The organism is Sporosarcina sp. FSL K6-6792, from assembly GCF_038004885.1.
Classification (GTDB): domain Bacteria; phylum Bacillota; class Bacilli; order Bacillales_A; family Planococcaceae; genus Sporosarcina; species Sporosarcina psychrophila.
The window spans coordinates 3,077,760-3,093,774 of the sequence record NZ_JBBOSA010000001.1 but is presented as its reverse complement, the minus strand read 5'-3'; the positions used below and the strand labels follow the sequence as shown (position 1 = coordinate 3,093,774).

Genomic DNA, 16,015 nt, shown 5'->3' with positions numbered 1-16,015 from the left:
TCTATTATACGTCAATTTGATATGTTTGAATACGAATTTTCAGAATATTATTCACAAAATCCATAAAGCTAATGTACCCACAAAGTTTAACTTTCACAGTAGTCAAAGAAAAATGCTATAAATACTTTTTTAGGACTTGCTCTAGTGTAAGTATTGTCGCAAATTCACCATGTAGTGTCGCTAGGCGATATAGTATGTACAGTTTCTGTATCATAATAGGTATCATTTTGATCCATCTTTCCAAAGGCGGCTGTGGCATCTGAGGTATTGTTATTACTTTCACCAATGGGCATAAGTTTAATCTCCCACGTATGGAAGCATTCATTCAGATAAAATGCACCTCGTTCTATATCCTTGGACACGCTGCTACACTGTTGCGGCTCAATAAGGTCATGACCCTCTGCATCATAGTTCCAGTCCCGTGATATCTCAACCCAACTTTGTCCAGCTTCCAAGTCTTTACGAGCTTTTAACGTATAAACTGCTGTGGGATCAGCGCTTTCGTTTTCAAAAACTACATAGCGAACTTCTCTTTCCATTTCATTCTTTGAATCCTCTACAAATTGATCCATAACTTCCAAGTTCTCTACATCACTTCCTACTTGAACAATGTCAGTTTCATGTGGTGTAAAAATCTCTCCGCTTTTATGTCCCACTTGTACGCTGTTTCCACACGCTACAAGCCACATGCAGATTACAATTATAAATCCAGCCTTTATAATAGGTTTCAATAAAATCATTCTCCTTTTTGCATAGTTAGATTCTGCTTGTTTAGCTTACTTTTAAGTTGAACAGGCACTATTAATATTTATGTCCCACGGCTCCCCGCCGAATATACAAAAAAATAACTCAAACTCCAAAAGATCGTTATACAGAAAATTGCTAGAAAGATACACAATATAGATTATAGTTTTGAAGCCTTTAAAGGAGTCGCCGAAGCGGATTTAAAAAGGGAATATTTATTACAAAAAATATAGTATATATGTTGAACTAATGATTCTATATAATCTCCAGCGAAGGCGCCTCATAGGGGTAGCCGAAGCAATAAGACTGACAGCGGTTTTCTGTCTGGCTTATTGCGGGAGGCATCCCCTAGCGCCGAGCGTTGTTGAGTGGATTTTTTATGTCAACATATTTAGACGTTCAATTTGTTCCAATGTTTCAAATTCCCTTTATATAATCCAAGTGAAATCCATTAACTATTAAATCCTTCTTCAATTATCTACTTCCTACATAGGTATGTATCCCCCTAATCATCACCCTAAATTTACTTATAGTGGGTAAAATTCATGTTTAAAGTATTAATAATGGGTCCCGTCTTGTACACTAATAGATAAAGACGTTAATCGGAAGGGGAGATATGATTGGAGAAAGCTGTGAAAAGTGAGTTGTTTTCTTGGATACAATCACTATTATTTGCATCTGCAATTGTTTTTATCTGTTACCAGTTTTTATTTGTACCAACGAAGGTGCAAGGAGAATCCATGTTGCCGACCTTCGAAGATAATAACCGTGTTATTGTGAGTAAAGTGAGCATGATTGACAGATTCGATTTGATTGTTTTTAATGCCCCGAATGCAACAGATAAATACATTAAAAGGGTCATCGGAGTACCCGGAGATCGTATTGAGATGATTGATGACATATTGTACGTTAATGGAAGTGTGTATGATGAGCCTTATGCTAAGCGTATTGATGGAGATCCAATCACGGATCGGATAACTGGAGATTTCACGTTAGCGGAAATTACAGGGCAAGAGGAAGTACCTGAAGGCGCTTTTTTTGTACTTGGCGATCATCGCTTAAAGAGTAATGACAGTCGATATTTCGGATTCATTTCTGAGGATGCTGTCATTGGTGAAGTGAAACTGCGGATTTACCCATTCACGGAAATCAGTATACCGAAATAAGTATATACTTGAAGGACTCCTTTTTTGGAGAATGATTGATTTTAATGGGTTTTATATATATCAAAATGAAAAGCGAGTCGCCAGTGGCGACTCGCTTTTCATTTCATTTTCCGAAGAAGGTAAAGCAAATATGGCGTGCCAATCAGCGCTACAATCAGACCACTCGGAATATCTTTCGGAGCAATAAGAATCCTTCCGACAAAATCTGCTGTGACAAGAAGCAGTCCGCCTAATAATCCAGATACGGCAAGCAAAGGCAGATGACGGAAACCGACCAATCTACGTGCAATATGAGGTGCTACGAGCCCGACAAAGCCAATCGTCCCTACAATTGAAACGGCTGCCGTACTTATCGCGACACCAACGATCAATGCCCAAACACGGGTCGACTTTACTGAAAGTCCAAGACCCGCCGCCACATCATCACCGAACGTCAACGTATCCAAACTGCGTGTCAAGAAAATGGCCGGACCGATGAACAACGCAAATAGCAACAAGGCTAGCTGTACATCGTCCCATCCTTTTGCGTACGTACTTCCCGACAACCAGACGAGCGCAGCCGCTACGGCGAGTTTCGCTTTCACGACAAACACTTGTGTGGCGGCCGAGCCGAATGCAGAAATCGCAATTCCCATAAGTGCTACAAGCATCGGTTGGAAATTGTTTTTCCATGACGTCCCTAAAATTATACCGAGTGCAATGGCAGCTCCCACGACTGCACCTAGCGGCATATATTTGATCGGAATGGCAGGAAATAACACGAGAAGCATCATCGCCCCGGCACCACCCATTGATGTAACACCTAAAATACTTGCATCCGCCAATGGATTTCGTAATACCCCCTGCAATAATACCCCCGCAACTGCAAGCATAACCCCGACGATGAACGCCGTTAACACGCGCGGGACTCGGAAATTCCACACAACAGGTTTCAACCATTCGGTCGTCCATGCAGTGCCATTGAATGATAAAGCCAATGAAATAATAACAACAATAAGTGCGACAACGATTGTAATGACAACCGATAGTTTCACTGGTTTCAATGTACCGCCCATTTGACGGTCGCCCCGACTATGCGTTTTTGCAGTTTTCCATGCCAAGTACAACAGCCACGGTCCGCCGATCAACGCTGTCATTGCACCAACCGGTACTTCTTGTCCAGGTTGAACCAATCGCCCCAACACATCGGCTCCTATCAGCATGACACTTCCCCATAAAAATGACTGGAGGAGAATGTTCAAATGCCCCCGAACGCCAAGCATCCGAACAATATGCGGGGCCATTAATCCGATAAAACCGATTGGGCCGACTACACTTACTGTTGCAGCCGCAAGGACAATTGCAACAGCCCAAGCGAGTAATTTAACAAACCTAACATTTTGCCCAAGAGACGATGCAATATCTTCACCCAGCGACAACGTATCCAATGGCTTTGCCAACACTAACGCGAGGACGAAGAACACAATGATAACCGGTCCTGCAAACGATACACCGTCCCAATTTAATTGAACAAGTGTACCGGAGCCCCATAAAAAGAGACCGTTCGTCTGGTTTTCGAATAATAGTTGCAAAGAACCTGTCATCGACGCAAACAATAACGAAATAATCATTCCTGTCAGCGCGACACGAACGGGCTCCATTTGCTTACCTGCTAGCATTACAACGAGAACGGATGACAGTACAGCACCCATCAATGCAACAATAAACGGAAAATTCCCGAGTAGCGATGGGAAGAAAATCATTGAAACAACGACGAAAAAATAAGCGCCTGCATTAATTCCTAGTGTGCCTGCAGATGCTAATGGGTTGTTCGTCAACGTCTGCAATACAGCCCCCGCCACTGCAAGGGCACCACCAGCAAGTATCCCGATTATTAACCGCGGAAGACGCAGAGAGAGCACGATGTCCTGCACGCGCCCCTCTGTCCACACTTCTTTTACTAATTGGGTAACAGTATAATCCGCTTGACCTTGTGTTAAGTGAATAAAAGATAATAAAACCAACAGGAACAACCCAATAATCATAACTAAAAAGGATCGTTTTCCTGAAGTCTTTCTTGCCATTACTTACTTACCATCGTGCTTGTAATTTTATTAAGCAGTGTTTCAGCTGAAAGAGGACCTCCATATAACCAAGTATCTCCGCCCAGATCATACAGACGGTCTTCTTTCACGAAATTCAAGTTCTTCCAAACTGCATTATCTTTTAATTGTTTCTCATAAATATTGTCGTCGGCCTGAACGATATACAAATAGTTTGCATCCTCATACTTCGTTAGACCTTCGACGTTATACGTACTCGAACCGTAAATTTCAAATTGATCTGGAATATGGATGTTGTTTAAGCCAATTTTCTCTAACATAATTGAAGCCATTGAGTTTGGCGTAAATACACGAACTTCAGGTGCTTGAGGTCCCGTATAGGCAAGTGTTAAGACAACATCTTTTGTTTTCAAACCGGCATTTTCGATAGTCGTTTTCGCTTCTTCATATTTCACATCCAGGTCAGCTAATACCTGTTTCGCTTCATCCTTTTTATCAACCGCTTTTGCAATCTCGTTAAATGTTGTTATCATTTCTTGATACAAATCCATTTCTTCATCTTCAGGATACGGATTAAAAATGACTGTAGGCGCAATTTTCTCTAAATCCGCAATCATCCCATCATGACGGAAGCTAGTACCGATGATCAAATCCGGTTCCAATGCAGCAATCGCCTCCAAATTCGGTTCTTGGCGACCTCCAACATCTGCTACGTCTTTGCTAAGCTCTGCATCGATATTCACCCAATCATGATATTCTTGTATATCCGCCATCCCAGCAGGCTGAATGCCTACTGCCAATAAATCTTCCGCATATGTCCATTCTAAAACAACGATTTTTTTCGCAGGCTTATCAAGCGTCACTTCACCGTTAACACCCGTAATTGTTATACTATTTTCTACTTTTTTATTGTCTGCAGCTTTATCTTCTTTCTTCGAAGAACAACCTACCAACAACACCGCAAAAAGCGCTAAAATAAGCAGGGATTTTAAAGACTTCTTCATACTTAACATTCCTCCATTTATCTATATCTTGATTATTATTCTCATTTAGTAGTTTAAACTTGATTAGACGGCTTTGTAAAGTTTATTCAAAAATAAATGACCATCATTCTCAATAGATGCTAAATATGCTATGCTTATCTCTAATTGAAAATGAAAATCATTTAGATTCCCTATAGATATGGAGGCATTCCAATGCATACCTCAATAAAAGCTGAAAACCTATCGATTGGCTATCAAGATAATCTTCTCTTTGAAAACCTGGATTTATCGATTCCTAAAGGCGAAATTACTGTTTTCGTCGGTAGTAACGGCTGTGGTAAGTCTACGTTACTCCGTTCAATTGCCCGTCTTTTAAAACCATCTGACGGCTCTATTTTACTTGAAGGTAAGGATATCCACTCGCTGTCTTCACGTAATGTAGCAAAGAAAATGGGTATTCTTCCACAAGGACCTGTATCACCTGAAGGGCTGACGGTACATGATCTTGTGAAACAAGGACGCTATCCACACCAATCGTGGCTCTCAAGATGGACTGAAGAGGACACGAAGAAAACAGAAGCGGCAATGACAGCGACTAGGATAAGTGATCTACGAGATCAATCGATCGACACGTTATCAGGTGGTCAGCGGCAGCGTGCATGGATTGCAATGACACTGGCTCAAGATACAGACGTCATTTTATTGGATGAACCAACGACCTACCTCGACATGACGCATCAGATTGAAATTCTTGATCTACTGTTCGAATTAAATGAACAAAAAGGCCGTACCATTGTAATGGTGCTACACGATTTGAATTTGGCCTCCCGTTATGCGCACAATATCGTCGCCATTAAAGATGGCGGTGTTCATGCGCAAGGCAAGCCAGAGAATATTATTACCTGCGATTTAGTCCGAGCTGTGTTTGGGATGGAGTGTCAAGTTTCCACAGACCCTCTTTTCGGTACACCACACTGTGTTCCATTCGGACGGGGCCGTTGTATCGTACCGGGACTTCGGAAAAATACGGGTGCTTAAGTTACACGCAGAACACATTTCTGCACTAGAACGTTTCAGTGTGCGTATCGGTGAACAGGCGACCACGTTTATGTCGGCGGCAGATATGTTATCCGAATCAGGTTGCGACAAACTATTTGAGATAATTCAAAGTTTGTCTGGTGCCCCAACGAATACTGTCGCTACATCTATTTATATGAGAAGGCATGGTTTTTTCATTGCTGCCCAACTACATTTAATGAGTGAACATAATTTACTTTGGGCTGGTGATTTGGACGATGTATCGTTATTCATCGAAAATGATACAATCTTTTTTTCCGTTCCACCTGCCGGCTTTAGACTCGTACAAAACCGTGAAAAAGATATCCGCTTTATTCTTGAGACCTACGGATACCCTGTCGTTGACTATTTAAGCAAGCGTGCAAAAATTGCGAAGTTAATTTTGTGGGAAAACATATGGGGGTACGTCTTATGGATGTACTCGATGCTGCTTCAAGAAAATTCCTTATTTGCACAGCAAGATTTAGATGTTTTATTGGATGATGAAGCTTGGAAACCTGCAATGCGCCGCTCCCCTTTCAAACAATATTTGAACAACCAACAGGCACTGGACGCTATGGCGAATTATAAACGATTAACATGTTGTTTGTATAAGGAGCTTCCGAACACGGAAAAATGCCCCTATTGTCCACTGGCAAAGAGTAAAAGTACAAACGCCTAAGTTCAGAGGCAACAGCCATAAAGCCATATAGAAGATATTCCAAATTTGCACCGTCTTGCAGCAATAAGGGGGGATTTAGGTCAATTCCTACCCACTGCGTAACTCACTTCCTCCGCGCATTTTGCGTCCGAAGTCTAGACGTATAAATTCTATGTTGGAAATTATCCTCAGTTCGAGATTTTATAATTTCCTAGACGTTAAAAACAGCCCACACAAACCGTCAATATCCGGTTCGTGTGGGCTGTTTTTATGGTTCCATCTGTTTCGCTAAAAAATGCGCGGCCGTTTCCGCCGCTTTCATTTCAGTTTCGCCGATAAAATGCACCTTTGATAACAGGTAAACAGCACCAATCGTATCCCCCGCAGCAATAATGGGTGCAATACAATAAGACTTCACCTGCTCCACTTGTCCAGGCACCCACTCAATCGCCTTTTCAAGTTTTTCGGTAACGATTTTACGGCCTGTCATAATCTCATCGAGATCAGGCGACAACTGGCGATTCAAATAATCTTTTTTCGATAATCCGGACACGGCAATCATTTCATCCCTGTCACTAATGAGCGCAGGCGTGCCTAGTGTTTCGTACAATGTTTCCGCATACTCTTTTGCAAATTGACCGAGTTCTGATATCGGCGAATACTTCTTCAAAATTACTTCGCCATCCCGGTCGGTAAAAATTTCAAGTGGATCCCCTTCACGAATCCTTAGTGTCCTTCGAATCTCTTTAGGGATAACTACCCTGCCAAGATCGTCGATTCTGCGGACGATTCCCGTTGCCTTCATACATGATGCCTCACTTTCCACAAAATTGAACGTTAACTTTGTTTCAATTGTAGTATGCATCAAGGATGGACAAAATATGCAACATGCCCTTTAGACGGAATCACTAACAACAGTTTCCTTTAAAGACGACTGAAGAATTCGCATCATTTCTTCAAGTACATCAAATGCAGTCTGTTTCCCTGTATGACGCTCATCGATTCTCATGATAAGACAACCATTTTCCATCGTGAACCCAACTGCACGACCAAACGCCATTGAATCGGATACCAGTTTTGCGCCGTCTGTTTTCGCAGTTCCTTCAGGCGATATGCGAACTTCAATAAGCGATTGTTGTTTCTTAATGGATTCGGCACCCGCGATACGTCCCCAAGCTTTTACCCTTGCAACACGTAGTAACAGGTCAGCCTCGAGCGGCATATCACCGAATCGATCTGTCATTTCATCGACAAGTTCATTGTAGTCGGTTTCATTTTCAATCGCTTTAACCATTTTGTACATTTGAATCTTTTGGAATCCATCACGTACATACTCATCTGGAATATATGCATTAAGCGGCAACGCAATTTCCAAGTCTGGTATATCCGCTTTTACAATACCTGTCTGCTTCTGCTCAACAGCTTCTTGCAACAATTGAGAATAAAGATCGAAACCAACCGAGTCGATGAAGCCATGTTGCTGAGAACCAAGTAAATTACCCGCACCACGAATTGATAAATCACGCATCGCAATTTTGAAACCCGAGCCAAGTTCCGTAAATTCCTTAATTGCTTGAAGACGGTTTTCTGCAACCTCTGTCAGCACCTTATCACGCTGATAAAGGAAATAGGCATAGGCAACACGATTCGAACGCCCAACGCGCCCACGTAGTTGGTAGAGCTGTGATAACCCCATACGGTCAGCGTCTTGAACGATAAGTGTATTGACATTCGGAATATCGATACCCGTTTCAATGATGGTTGTCGTTACAAGAACATCATACTCACCTTCAAGGAAACTTAAAATCACCGACTCAAGTGCTGACTCGCCCATCTGACCATTGGCAAATCCAACTCGCGCTTCAGGCACAAGCTGCTTGATTTCATCGACTTTACGCTCCATATCTTCCACCCGATTATACAAGTAGAATACTTGCCCACCACGGCCCATCTCCCTTTCAATTGCCTCGCGGACAAGTGCAAAGTTTTGCTCCATAACATAAGTCTGGACAGGGAAACGGTTTGCTGGTGGCGTTTCAATAACGGACAAATCACGAACACCAAGCATCGACATATGGAGCGTCCGTGGAATAGGTGTTGCGGTCAATGTCAGGACGTCGACATGTGTTTTTAACTGTTTAAGTTTTTCTTTATGCGTTACGCCAAATCGCTGTTCTTCATCGACAACAAGTAAACCAAGATCATGGTAGGCGATATCTTTAGAAAGAAGGCGATGTGTACCAACGATAACGTCGACTGTTCCCGCTTTCAATCTTTTCAACGTCTCCGTTTGTTCCTTCTTTTTACGGAAACGATTTAAGAGGGAAACTTCAACTGGGAAACCAGAAAAACGCTCTTTCATTGTTTCGTAATGCTGTTGCGCTAAAATCGTTGTAGGTACAAGGAATGCTACCTGCTTGCCATCTGATACAGCCTTAAATGCAGCACGAATTGCAACTTCCGTTTTACCATAACCAACATCCCCACAAAGTAAGCGGTCCATTGGACGTTCTTTTTCCATATCCAGTTTCACTTCAGCTATAGATCTGAGCTGATCATCGGTTTCGTCGTAAGGGAACGCGTTTTCAAATGCCATTTGCATGTCGTCATCCACTGCAAATGCATGTCCCTTTTCCGATTCCCGTTTGGCATACAGCTCAATTAGGTCGTCCGCAATGTCTTGTACTGCTGCGATAACTTTTGTTTTCGTCTTCTTCCAGTCTGCCCCACCCAACTTATGCAGTTTCGGTTCTTTTTCCCCGGAGGCGACATATTTCTGGATTAAATCGATCTGGTCGGCAGGAACGAATAGCTTATCTTCTCCGCGGTACCTGATGTCGAGGTAATCTTTATGAATACCGCTTACTTCGAGCGTTACAACCCCGTAATACTTCCCAATCCCATGATGAACGTGAACGATATGATCACCTGGCTTGATTTCCGAGTAACTTTTGATGCGTTCTGCATTGGTCATCTTTTGCGGACGTGCTTTCCGTTTCGGTGTCCCTTTGAAGAGCTCAGAATCTGTTATAACTGCCATCCGTTGAAACGGCAGCTCGAAGCCAGCAGACAAATCGCCATCGATGACAATTATGCCACCTGCTTTTGACGGTTTGCCAGCCAAGGCAGATTGCATATCGTAATCTTCAAGGATAGATTGGACTTTCTGCATTCGTTCATTGCCGTCTGCGATAATGAAAATATTGAAACGTCCTTGGTGCCAGCGTTCTATCTCATTTTTCAATAAACTCATCTGCCCATGGAACTGCTGCATCGGTTTACAAGAAAACGTCACTGTCTTTTTCACAACAATTCCTGGAACTGTGCGCACGAAAAGGGATAAATATACTTTTCGTTGCTTTAATGTTCCATGTACCTCTTCGAATGAATATGAAGTTTTTGCATCATGAACAATTTTCCCTTCTTCAAGAAGAGCAACCATCCATTCCTTTTCATCCGACTCTAGTGATGCAACAACCTCAAGGACCCGTCCGATTTCATCAAATAAAACGATTCCGTTACTTGGAAAATAGCTTTCAAGGGAAGTCGTTCCAGCTGAAAACGATGCATATTTCAACATGTTTTCCGGAATGGATCCCTCCCTCATTAAAGCAATATCCCCCTTCATATTAATGGTTAACCGTTCTTTCGCATCCACATCGTTCATCTTCTTCAAACTAACGCCAAGCGCATTCTCCAGGTTTTCTGCGATGATCGTCAAATCTTCAGCCTTCCAAACAAATTCGGCAGCGGGAAGAATTGATACGTCTTTCAACTTACCTGTTGAGCGCTGATCTTCCGCCGAGAACGTGCGAATCGAGTCAACGTCCGTATCAAATAATTCAATCCGTACGGGTTCTTCCAAATTCAGCGGATACAAATCCAGGATACCCCCACGCAATGCAAACTCACCTGGCGCTGTTACCATTGACTGTCTCGTATAACCCATTGACACAAGTCTTTCAAGCCATTCTTCCATATTAATTTCTGCGCCTATTGTCGTTGATAATGAATTGGATAGCCAGCGTGCTTTTTCAGGTAATAGTTTTTTCATGCCTGCAATCGGCGTGATATAAACCCCCTTCCCAGTTCGTACCATATGATCTAATGTATCGATGCGCTGGGCGCGAAGTTCATAGCTCGAAACAGAAAAGTCCGCAGCAATGAGTTCCTCTGCAGGGTAAAGATGGACGAGTGAATCGCCCAACATTTTGACGAGGTCTTCATATGTACGCTGGGCTTGCAATAAATTTGGAGATACGATAAGAATGGGCCGTTTGCTCGACTGCTGAAGCACTTTGAAAAGAATCGACTTCGCCCCGCCTGACAATCCCGCGATAAGTTGACGGTCTATTCCCGCCTCCAACTCTCCCACTAGTTCGTCAATCTCTTTCTCTTGTAAAAACAAATCTATTAGTGATTCCAATGCTACACATCCTTTCTTTCATAATAATAGTAGGCGTTCAAAAAGGGCTAGGCCATTCAAGTGCGCCAAGTCCAAACTATATTTATATATTGGAAAAATAATTATCTATATATGTTGTAATAAAGAATCCTACCAACAACGCTTGGCACTAGGGGATGCCTCCCACAATAAGTCGGATAGAAAATCACTGTCAGACTTATTGCTGCGGCTAACCCAGTAGACGCCTTTGCTGAAAATTATCTCATTAACTGGACATAAAGTAACCGCAGCCAATTCAAAACAATTTAATAGTTCAACACAACTACCTTTAGACAGAAAAACAGAAAAAGCTTTGGACGCATTTAGCGCCAAAGCGTACATCTTATTGAAGCCATTTGTTAAGTGTATAGTAGTCCGGGAATCGTTGAAGCGATTGCTCACACTGTTCGCATATGCATCGTACCGTCAATGACCCGTCTTTTTCATACGTCAGAAAATGCTCAACTTCCTCTTCGTCCATCTTGTGCAGCAGAAGGATAGCCTCCTTTGCAGATTCAAACGGAAGTGTGCCAATTTCAGTCTCACAATGCCGGCAAGTATAACGGATCGCCATTTTAGTCTCCGCCCCTTTTCTCAAAGTATAGGCGCAAGACGGCTTTATTATTCCTTATACACCATTAAAGTTGTTCATGACATCATTAAATGGTTTGCCTAGCCACGCTTCACATGCGGATGCACTTTTTTTCACCATGTCTTCAATTAATGGTTTTTCATCTTTGCCGAAAGGTGCTAGAACGTAATCAGCCACTTTCATACCACCAATGGGACGACCAACACCGATTCGGATTCGATTGAACTGGTCCGTACCAAGATGAGCAATAAGTGATTTCATGCCGTTATGGCCACCCGCACTGCCTTTTTGACGCAGTCGAATTGTTCCGGGGGCAATATCAAGATCATCATACAGAACAACGATATCTTCTACGTCGATATCGAAGTAATCCATCAATGGCCGAACACATTCACCAGATAGGTTCATATAAGTAAGCGGCTTGACAAGCATTACTTTACCTTCCGGACGATGGACAACCGTATACATGCCACCAAATTTCGATTGTACTGCAGTGATTGGCAGACGAGTACTAAGCTCGTCAATGACATGAAACCCCACATTATGGCGTGTTTTTTCATATTGTTTACCCGGATTTCCGAGTCCAATTATCATTTTCATAAATTTCATCTTCCTTTTACACTAGATGATTTAGAAAAGCGCAAGGCGCCGTTTAGCCCCGACAAGTAGGAGGGATGCAGTTCAATCCCTCCTTGCTAGAAGTCTTGAAGATAAAGGCGTACTATGCCTTTTCGGCAAGACTGAAGCGACTCGAGGGGCTGGCGTCTGGAGCCTAGACACCGATCCAAGTAGCAAAACCTATACTTCTTACCTTTTAGAAAAGCGCTAGAGTTTAGACACCGATTCATGTAGATAAAGATAAAGTTATACTTTCCTATCCTTGAGAAAAGCACAAGGATACGATACAGATGCCACGGGCTTAAAGAGAGCAAAAAAGGCAGTCTAAGTGAGCGACTTCCTATCGCAAACGACTGCATAGCTATATCCTAGGATCCTTGTGACTAGTGCCAAGACACTATTCCAAGTTAAAAAACTTATAATTACTTAACTATGAAACAGAAAAGAAGCGCACGGATTTCCGTGCGCTCATGTTTGTATTACTTCGCTTCTTTCTTCTCACCAATTACTTCTGGCTCTTCTGATTCAGAAGCTTCACTTTCAAGTTCTTCCATCTCCGCCGCTGTACGTGGTGATGAAATTAGAACAAGTGCATGATCATCTTCGTTTAAAATCTCATATTTCGAATTCGCACGAATTTCAGCTACTGTAATCGTTTCGCCGATTTGAAGTTTTGAAATGTCGATATCAAATGTCTCCGGAATATCCGAAGGTTTCACTTTGATGGTCACTTCACGGTTCGGTTGTTGAAGTACGCCTCCCTCTTTCAAGCCAACAGATTCGCCAATAAGATGTATAGTAACATCTACTTCAAGCTCCTCTGTCATATTGATAGCAAGGAAGTCCGCATGTCGAATTTCACCTTTTAATACGTCAGATTGATAATCGTTTAGGACAACATTAAGGTCCTTCCCGTCAATATTAAGTTTAATAACGCCATTACGGCCCGTTATTTGTAATGTTTTCAGTAAGTCTCGCTCTTTTACTGAAATCGATGTAGCTTCTGTTTTATAACCGTAGACGACCGCTGGAACATAGCCCTCTTTACGTAATCCAGTTAGTGCTGATTGTTTTGATGGTACTCTCGCTTCTGATTGTATAGTTGTACTCATTTTATTTAATCACCCTTCTTTAAAAAAAGTTGTGTTAACTAATAAATACCCAATGACAAGCGACATGAAACATCTAAATTAAATTTACTCAAACAATGTACTAACAGATTTCTCTTCGAACACACGCACGATCGCTTCTGCAAGCAATGAAGCGATAGAAAGTTGCTTGATTTTTGGGGATGTTTTCGTTGCCGGAAGCTCAATTGAATTTGTAATAACCAATTCTTTAATTTGCGAATTATCAATTCGTTCGATTGCTGGACCTGACAACACTGGGTGTGTACAACAAGCATACACTTCTTTTGCTCCACTTTCGATTAAAGCGCTCGCCGCAATTGTGATTGTCCCTGCTGTATCGATAATATCATCAATTAGGATTGCTGTTTTCCCTTCAACATTGCCAACGATATTCATCACTTCAGCAACATTTGGGCGTGGGCGACGTTTGTCAATAATCGCAATAGGTGCTTTCATGCGGTCCGCCATCTTACGCGCACGCGTTACACCGCCATGATCCGGTGATACAATAACAAGTTCATCAGTGTTAAAACCTTTTCCTTTAAAGTATTCTGTAAGGATTGGCTCAGCAACAAGATGATCGATTGGGATATCGAAGAAACCTTGGATTTGTGGTGCATGCAAATCGATTGCAATGACACGGTGGGCTCCTGCTGTTTCAAGTAAATTTGCAACAAGTTTCGCTGTAATCGGTTCACGTGAACGTGCTTTACGGTCTTGGCGCGCATAGCCATAATAAGGCATAACGACATTGATTGTGCGTGCTGACGCACGTTTCAAAGCGTCAATCATAATAAGAAGTTCCATCAAGTTTTCATTGACAGGGTACGATGTCGACTGGATGACAAATACATCGCAGCCACGGATACTTTCTTCGATATTGATTTGGACTTCTCCGTCACTGAATTGTTTGACCGAGCATTTGCCAAGTGGACGTCCGATTTTTTCCGCTACTTGCACCGCAAGTGTTTGGTTCGAATTCAAAGAAAATATCTTAAGTTTATCGTTAGGATAGTGATTAGCCATCATGTTCCCCCTGTTTAACTGAGATTTAGTTTGTTTGCATATCCTTCTTTATTCTCCTGCCGTGCACGCGCAATTGCAAGTGAACTTTCTGGCACACTTTTAGTAATTGTCGATCCAGCTGCTACATATGCACCTTTTCCAACTGTAACTGGAGCGACTAAATTGGAATTACAACCAATAAATGCATTATCTTCGATTGTTGTAAGATGCTTGTTCTTGCCATCGTAGTTAACAGTGATTGTTCCACAACCCACATTTACATGCGACCCAATTTTTGCGTCACCAATATAGCTTAAATGTGACACTTTGCTACCTTCACCTAGTGTCGCCTTTTTCACTTCCACAAAGTTACCGATTTTCACACTGTCGCCAAGATCAGAATCCGGGCGGATATGTGCGAACGGTCCTATTGCCGTAGTTGAACCAATTCTGCTAGATAGAACAACAGATGAATGCACATTTGTATTATCACCGATTACACTGTCTACAATCTGGCTATTTGGTCCAATTACACACTTATTACCGATAACGGTATGACCTTCAATCATCGTACCCGGTTGAAGAACTACATCACGCCCAATTTCGGCTGCCGCGCTTATATACGTGCTTTCAGGGTTGATGATTGTTACACCATTCCGCATATGCTTTTCAGCTATACGTCTACGCATGACACGCTCTGCTTCTGCCAAGACTACGCGGTCATTGATACCGAGTGTTTCACTGAAATCCCCTGTCACGTATGCTGAAACGAGTGCATTTTCAGATTGCAAAATACCGACAACATCAGGGAGATAGTATTCCCCTTGCGTATTATTATTTTTCACTTTTTTCAACGTTTCAAAAAGTGTCCGATTGTCAAAGCAATAGGTCCCTGTATTGATTTCCGTCACTTTTTGTTCTTCAGGAGTTGCATCTTTCTGTTCAACATTTCGGAGGACTTGGCCACTCTCTCCCCTGATAATGCGCCCGTATCCTGTTGGATCATCCGCATTAGCCGTCAAGATTGTTGCTTTTGCTCCTGTTGTTTTATGATGCGCAATCAATTCCTCCATTGTCTCAGAACGAATGAGCGGCGTATCTCCGCATACAACGATAGTCGTACCATCCAAGTCACCAATAAGCCTCTCAGCCTGCTGAACAGCGTGTGCCGTGCCTAATTGCTCTTGCTGTAGCGCATATTCACTTTTCTCTCCAAGCGTTTCTTCTACCGTTTCTGCACCGTGTCCAACAATCGTAACAATTCGACCAATACCAAGACCGCGTATATGATCAATTACGTGTTCGACCATCGGTTTTCCACAAACGGGATGCAGTACTTTATATAAATCGGACTTCATCCGTGTACCTTGCCCTGCAGCCAGGACAACGGCGTATGTATTTGTCATTTAATAGCCCCCATGAATGAGGGATGAAGGCGAATCCCCCTCGAATGTTTTCACTATTGACTATAGCTGAAAACGGGCTAATTTTCAACCTCATACCTCTTGACAAGTTGATTACAATCTTTTATCATTATTTTCTCTTTTTTTATCCAGCTTTTTAATACCAAAAAA

The 16,015-nt window shown here is 42.3% G+C and carries 12 protein-coding genes and 2 pseudogenes; 3 read left to right on the top strand and 11 right to left on the bottom strand.

Annotated elements, in window-relative coordinates; genetic code table 11:
- Window positions 1-115: 115 nt before the first annotated feature.
- Window positions 116-263 (bottom strand): annotated as a pseudogene (locus MKZ26_RS15060) (cysteine hydrolase); the annotation flags it as partial.
- A gap of 99 nt (window positions 264-362) precedes the next feature.
- Window positions 363-689 (bottom strand): annotated as a pseudogene (locus MKZ26_RS15055) (hypothetical protein); the annotation flags it as partial.
- Window positions 690-1,364: 675 nt separating this feature from the next.
- Here MKZ26_RS15055 and lepB point away from each other — a divergent pair.
- Window positions 1,365-1,910: a signal peptidase I gene (gene lepB / locus MKZ26_RS15050; protein ID WP_340766666.1), complete on the top strand. Its 546-nt coding sequence runs from the start codon at window positions 1,365-1,367 to the stop codon at window positions 1,908-1,910.
- Between the two features lie 98 nt (window positions 1,911-2,008).
- Here the strand turns inward: lepB and MKZ26_RS15045 are convergent, their stop codons facing one another.
- Entirely contained in the window at window positions 2,009-3,973 is a 1,965-nt protein-coding gene (locus MKZ26_RS15045; RefSeq protein ID WP_187046255.1) for an iron ABC transporter permease, read from the bottom strand.
- The gene (locus tag MKZ26_RS15040; RefSeq protein WP_340766665.1) at window positions 3,973-4,956 is read right to left on the bottom strand and encodes an ABC transporter substrate-binding protein; all 984 of its coding nucleotides are present in this window, start codon (window positions 4,954-4,956) and stop codon (window positions 3,973-3,975) included. Before MKZ26_RS15040 ends, MKZ26_RS15045 begins: the two co-directional genes overlap by 1 nt.
- Before the next feature lie 192 nt (window positions 4,957-5,148).
- Between MKZ26_RS15040 and MKZ26_RS15035 the strand changes: the two genes are divergently transcribed.
- Window positions 5,149-5,973, top strand: coding sequence for an ABC transporter ATP-binding protein (locus MKZ26_RS15035; RefSeq protein WP_340766664.1), 825 nt, complete (start codon window positions 5,149-5,151; stop codon window positions 5,971-5,973).
- A complete protein-coding gene (locus MKZ26_RS15030; RefSeq protein WP_255428538.1) occupies window positions 5,966-6,673 on the top strand; it encodes a hypothetical protein in 708 nt (235 codons plus the stop codon). The genes MKZ26_RS15035 and MKZ26_RS15030 overlap by 8 nt, the downstream gene beginning before the upstream one ends.
- Before the next feature lie 247 nt (window positions 6,674-6,920).
- On the opposite strand, the gene spoVT is transcribed toward MKZ26_RS15030, so the two are convergent.
- From spoVT to glmU, 7 genes are all read right to left on the bottom strand, one after another.
- The gene (spoVT, locus tag MKZ26_RS15025; RefSeq protein WP_067213740.1) at window positions 6,921-7,457 is read right to left on the bottom strand and encodes a stage V sporulation protein T; all 537 of its coding nucleotides are present in this window, start codon (window positions 7,455-7,457) and stop codon (window positions 6,921-6,923) included.
- A 90-nt stretch (window positions 7,458-7,547) separates the two neighbouring features.
- Entirely contained in the window at window positions 7,548-11,078 is a 3,531-nt protein-coding gene (gene mfd, locus MKZ26_RS15020; RefSeq protein WP_340766663.1) for a transcription-repair coupling factor, read from the bottom strand.
- Between the two features lie 361 nt (window positions 11,079-11,439).
- Entirely contained in the window at window positions 11,440-11,670 is a 231-nt protein-coding gene (locus tag MKZ26_RS15015; protein ID WP_340766662.1) for an anti-sigma-F factor Fin, read from the bottom strand.
- 54 nt (window positions 11,671-11,724) lie between these two features.
- Window positions 11,725-12,288 carry an aminoacyl-tRNA hydrolase gene (gene pth, locus MKZ26_RS15010; protein ID WP_067213743.1) on the bottom strand — a complete coding sequence of 188 codons (564 nt, stop codon included), beginning with the start codon at window positions 12,286-12,288 and terminating at the stop codon, window positions 11,725-11,727.
- A 497-nt stretch (window positions 12,289-12,785) separates the two neighbouring features.
- Window positions 12,786-13,418: a 50S ribosomal protein L25/general stress protein Ctc gene (locus MKZ26_RS15005; protein ID WP_067213744.1), complete on the bottom strand. Its 633-nt coding sequence runs from the start codon at window positions 13,416-13,418 to the stop codon at window positions 12,786-12,788.
- An 84-nt stretch (window positions 13,419-13,502) separates the two neighbouring features.
- Window positions 13,503-14,462 carry a ribose-phosphate diphosphokinase gene (locus MKZ26_RS15000; protein WP_338654474.1) on the bottom strand — a complete coding sequence of 320 codons (960 nt, stop codon included), beginning with the start codon at window positions 14,460-14,462 and terminating at the stop codon, window positions 13,503-13,505.
- Between the two features lie 14 nt (window positions 14,463-14,476).
- Window positions 14,477-15,847, bottom strand: a complete 1,371-nt coding sequence (glmU, locus tag MKZ26_RS14995) for a bifunctional UDP-N-acetylglucosamine diphosphorylase/glucosamine-1-phosphate N-acetyltransferase GlmU (RefSeq protein WP_340766661.1) — start codon at window positions 15,845-15,847, stop codon at window positions 14,477-14,479.
- Window positions 15,848-16,015 lie beyond the last annotated feature (168 nt).

Excerpts from the sequence above, each read along its gene's own strand:
- MKZ26_RS15045 (WP_187046255.1), bottom strand. The coding sequence starts at position 3,973 with ATGGCAAGAAAGACTTCAGGAAAACGATCCTTTTTAGTTATGATTATT.
- MKZ26_RS15040 (WP_340766665.1), bottom strand. The coding sequence starts at position 4,956 with ATGAAGAAGTCTTTAAAATCCCTGCTTATTTTAGCGCTTTTTGCGGTG.
- MKZ26_RS15035 (WP_340766664.1), top strand. The coding sequence starts at position 5,149 with ATGCATACCTCAATAAAAGCTGAAAACCTATCGATTGGCTATCAAGAT.
- spoVT (WP_067213740.1), bottom strand. The coding sequence starts at position 7,457 with ATGAAGGCAACGGGAATCGTCCGCAGAATCGACGATCTTGGCAGGGTA.
- MKZ26_RS15015 (WP_340766662.1), bottom strand. The coding sequence starts at position 11,670 with ATGGCGATCCGTTATACTTGCCGGCATTGTGAGACTGAAATTGGCACA.
- pth (WP_067213743.1), bottom strand. The coding sequence starts at position 12,288 with ATGAAAATGATAATTGGACTCGGAAATCCGGGTAAACAATATGAAAAA.
- MKZ26_RS15005 (WP_067213744.1), bottom strand. The coding sequence starts at position 13,418 with ATGAGTACAACTATACAATCAGAAGCGAGAGTACCATCAAAACAATCA.
- MKZ26_RS15000 (WP_338654474.1), bottom strand. The coding sequence starts at position 14,462 with ATGGCTAATCACTATCCTAACGATAAACTTAAGATATTTTCTTTGAAT.
- glmU (WP_340766661.1), bottom strand. The coding sequence starts at position 15,847 with ATGACAAATACATACGCCGTTGTCCTGGCTGCAGGGCAAGGTACACGG.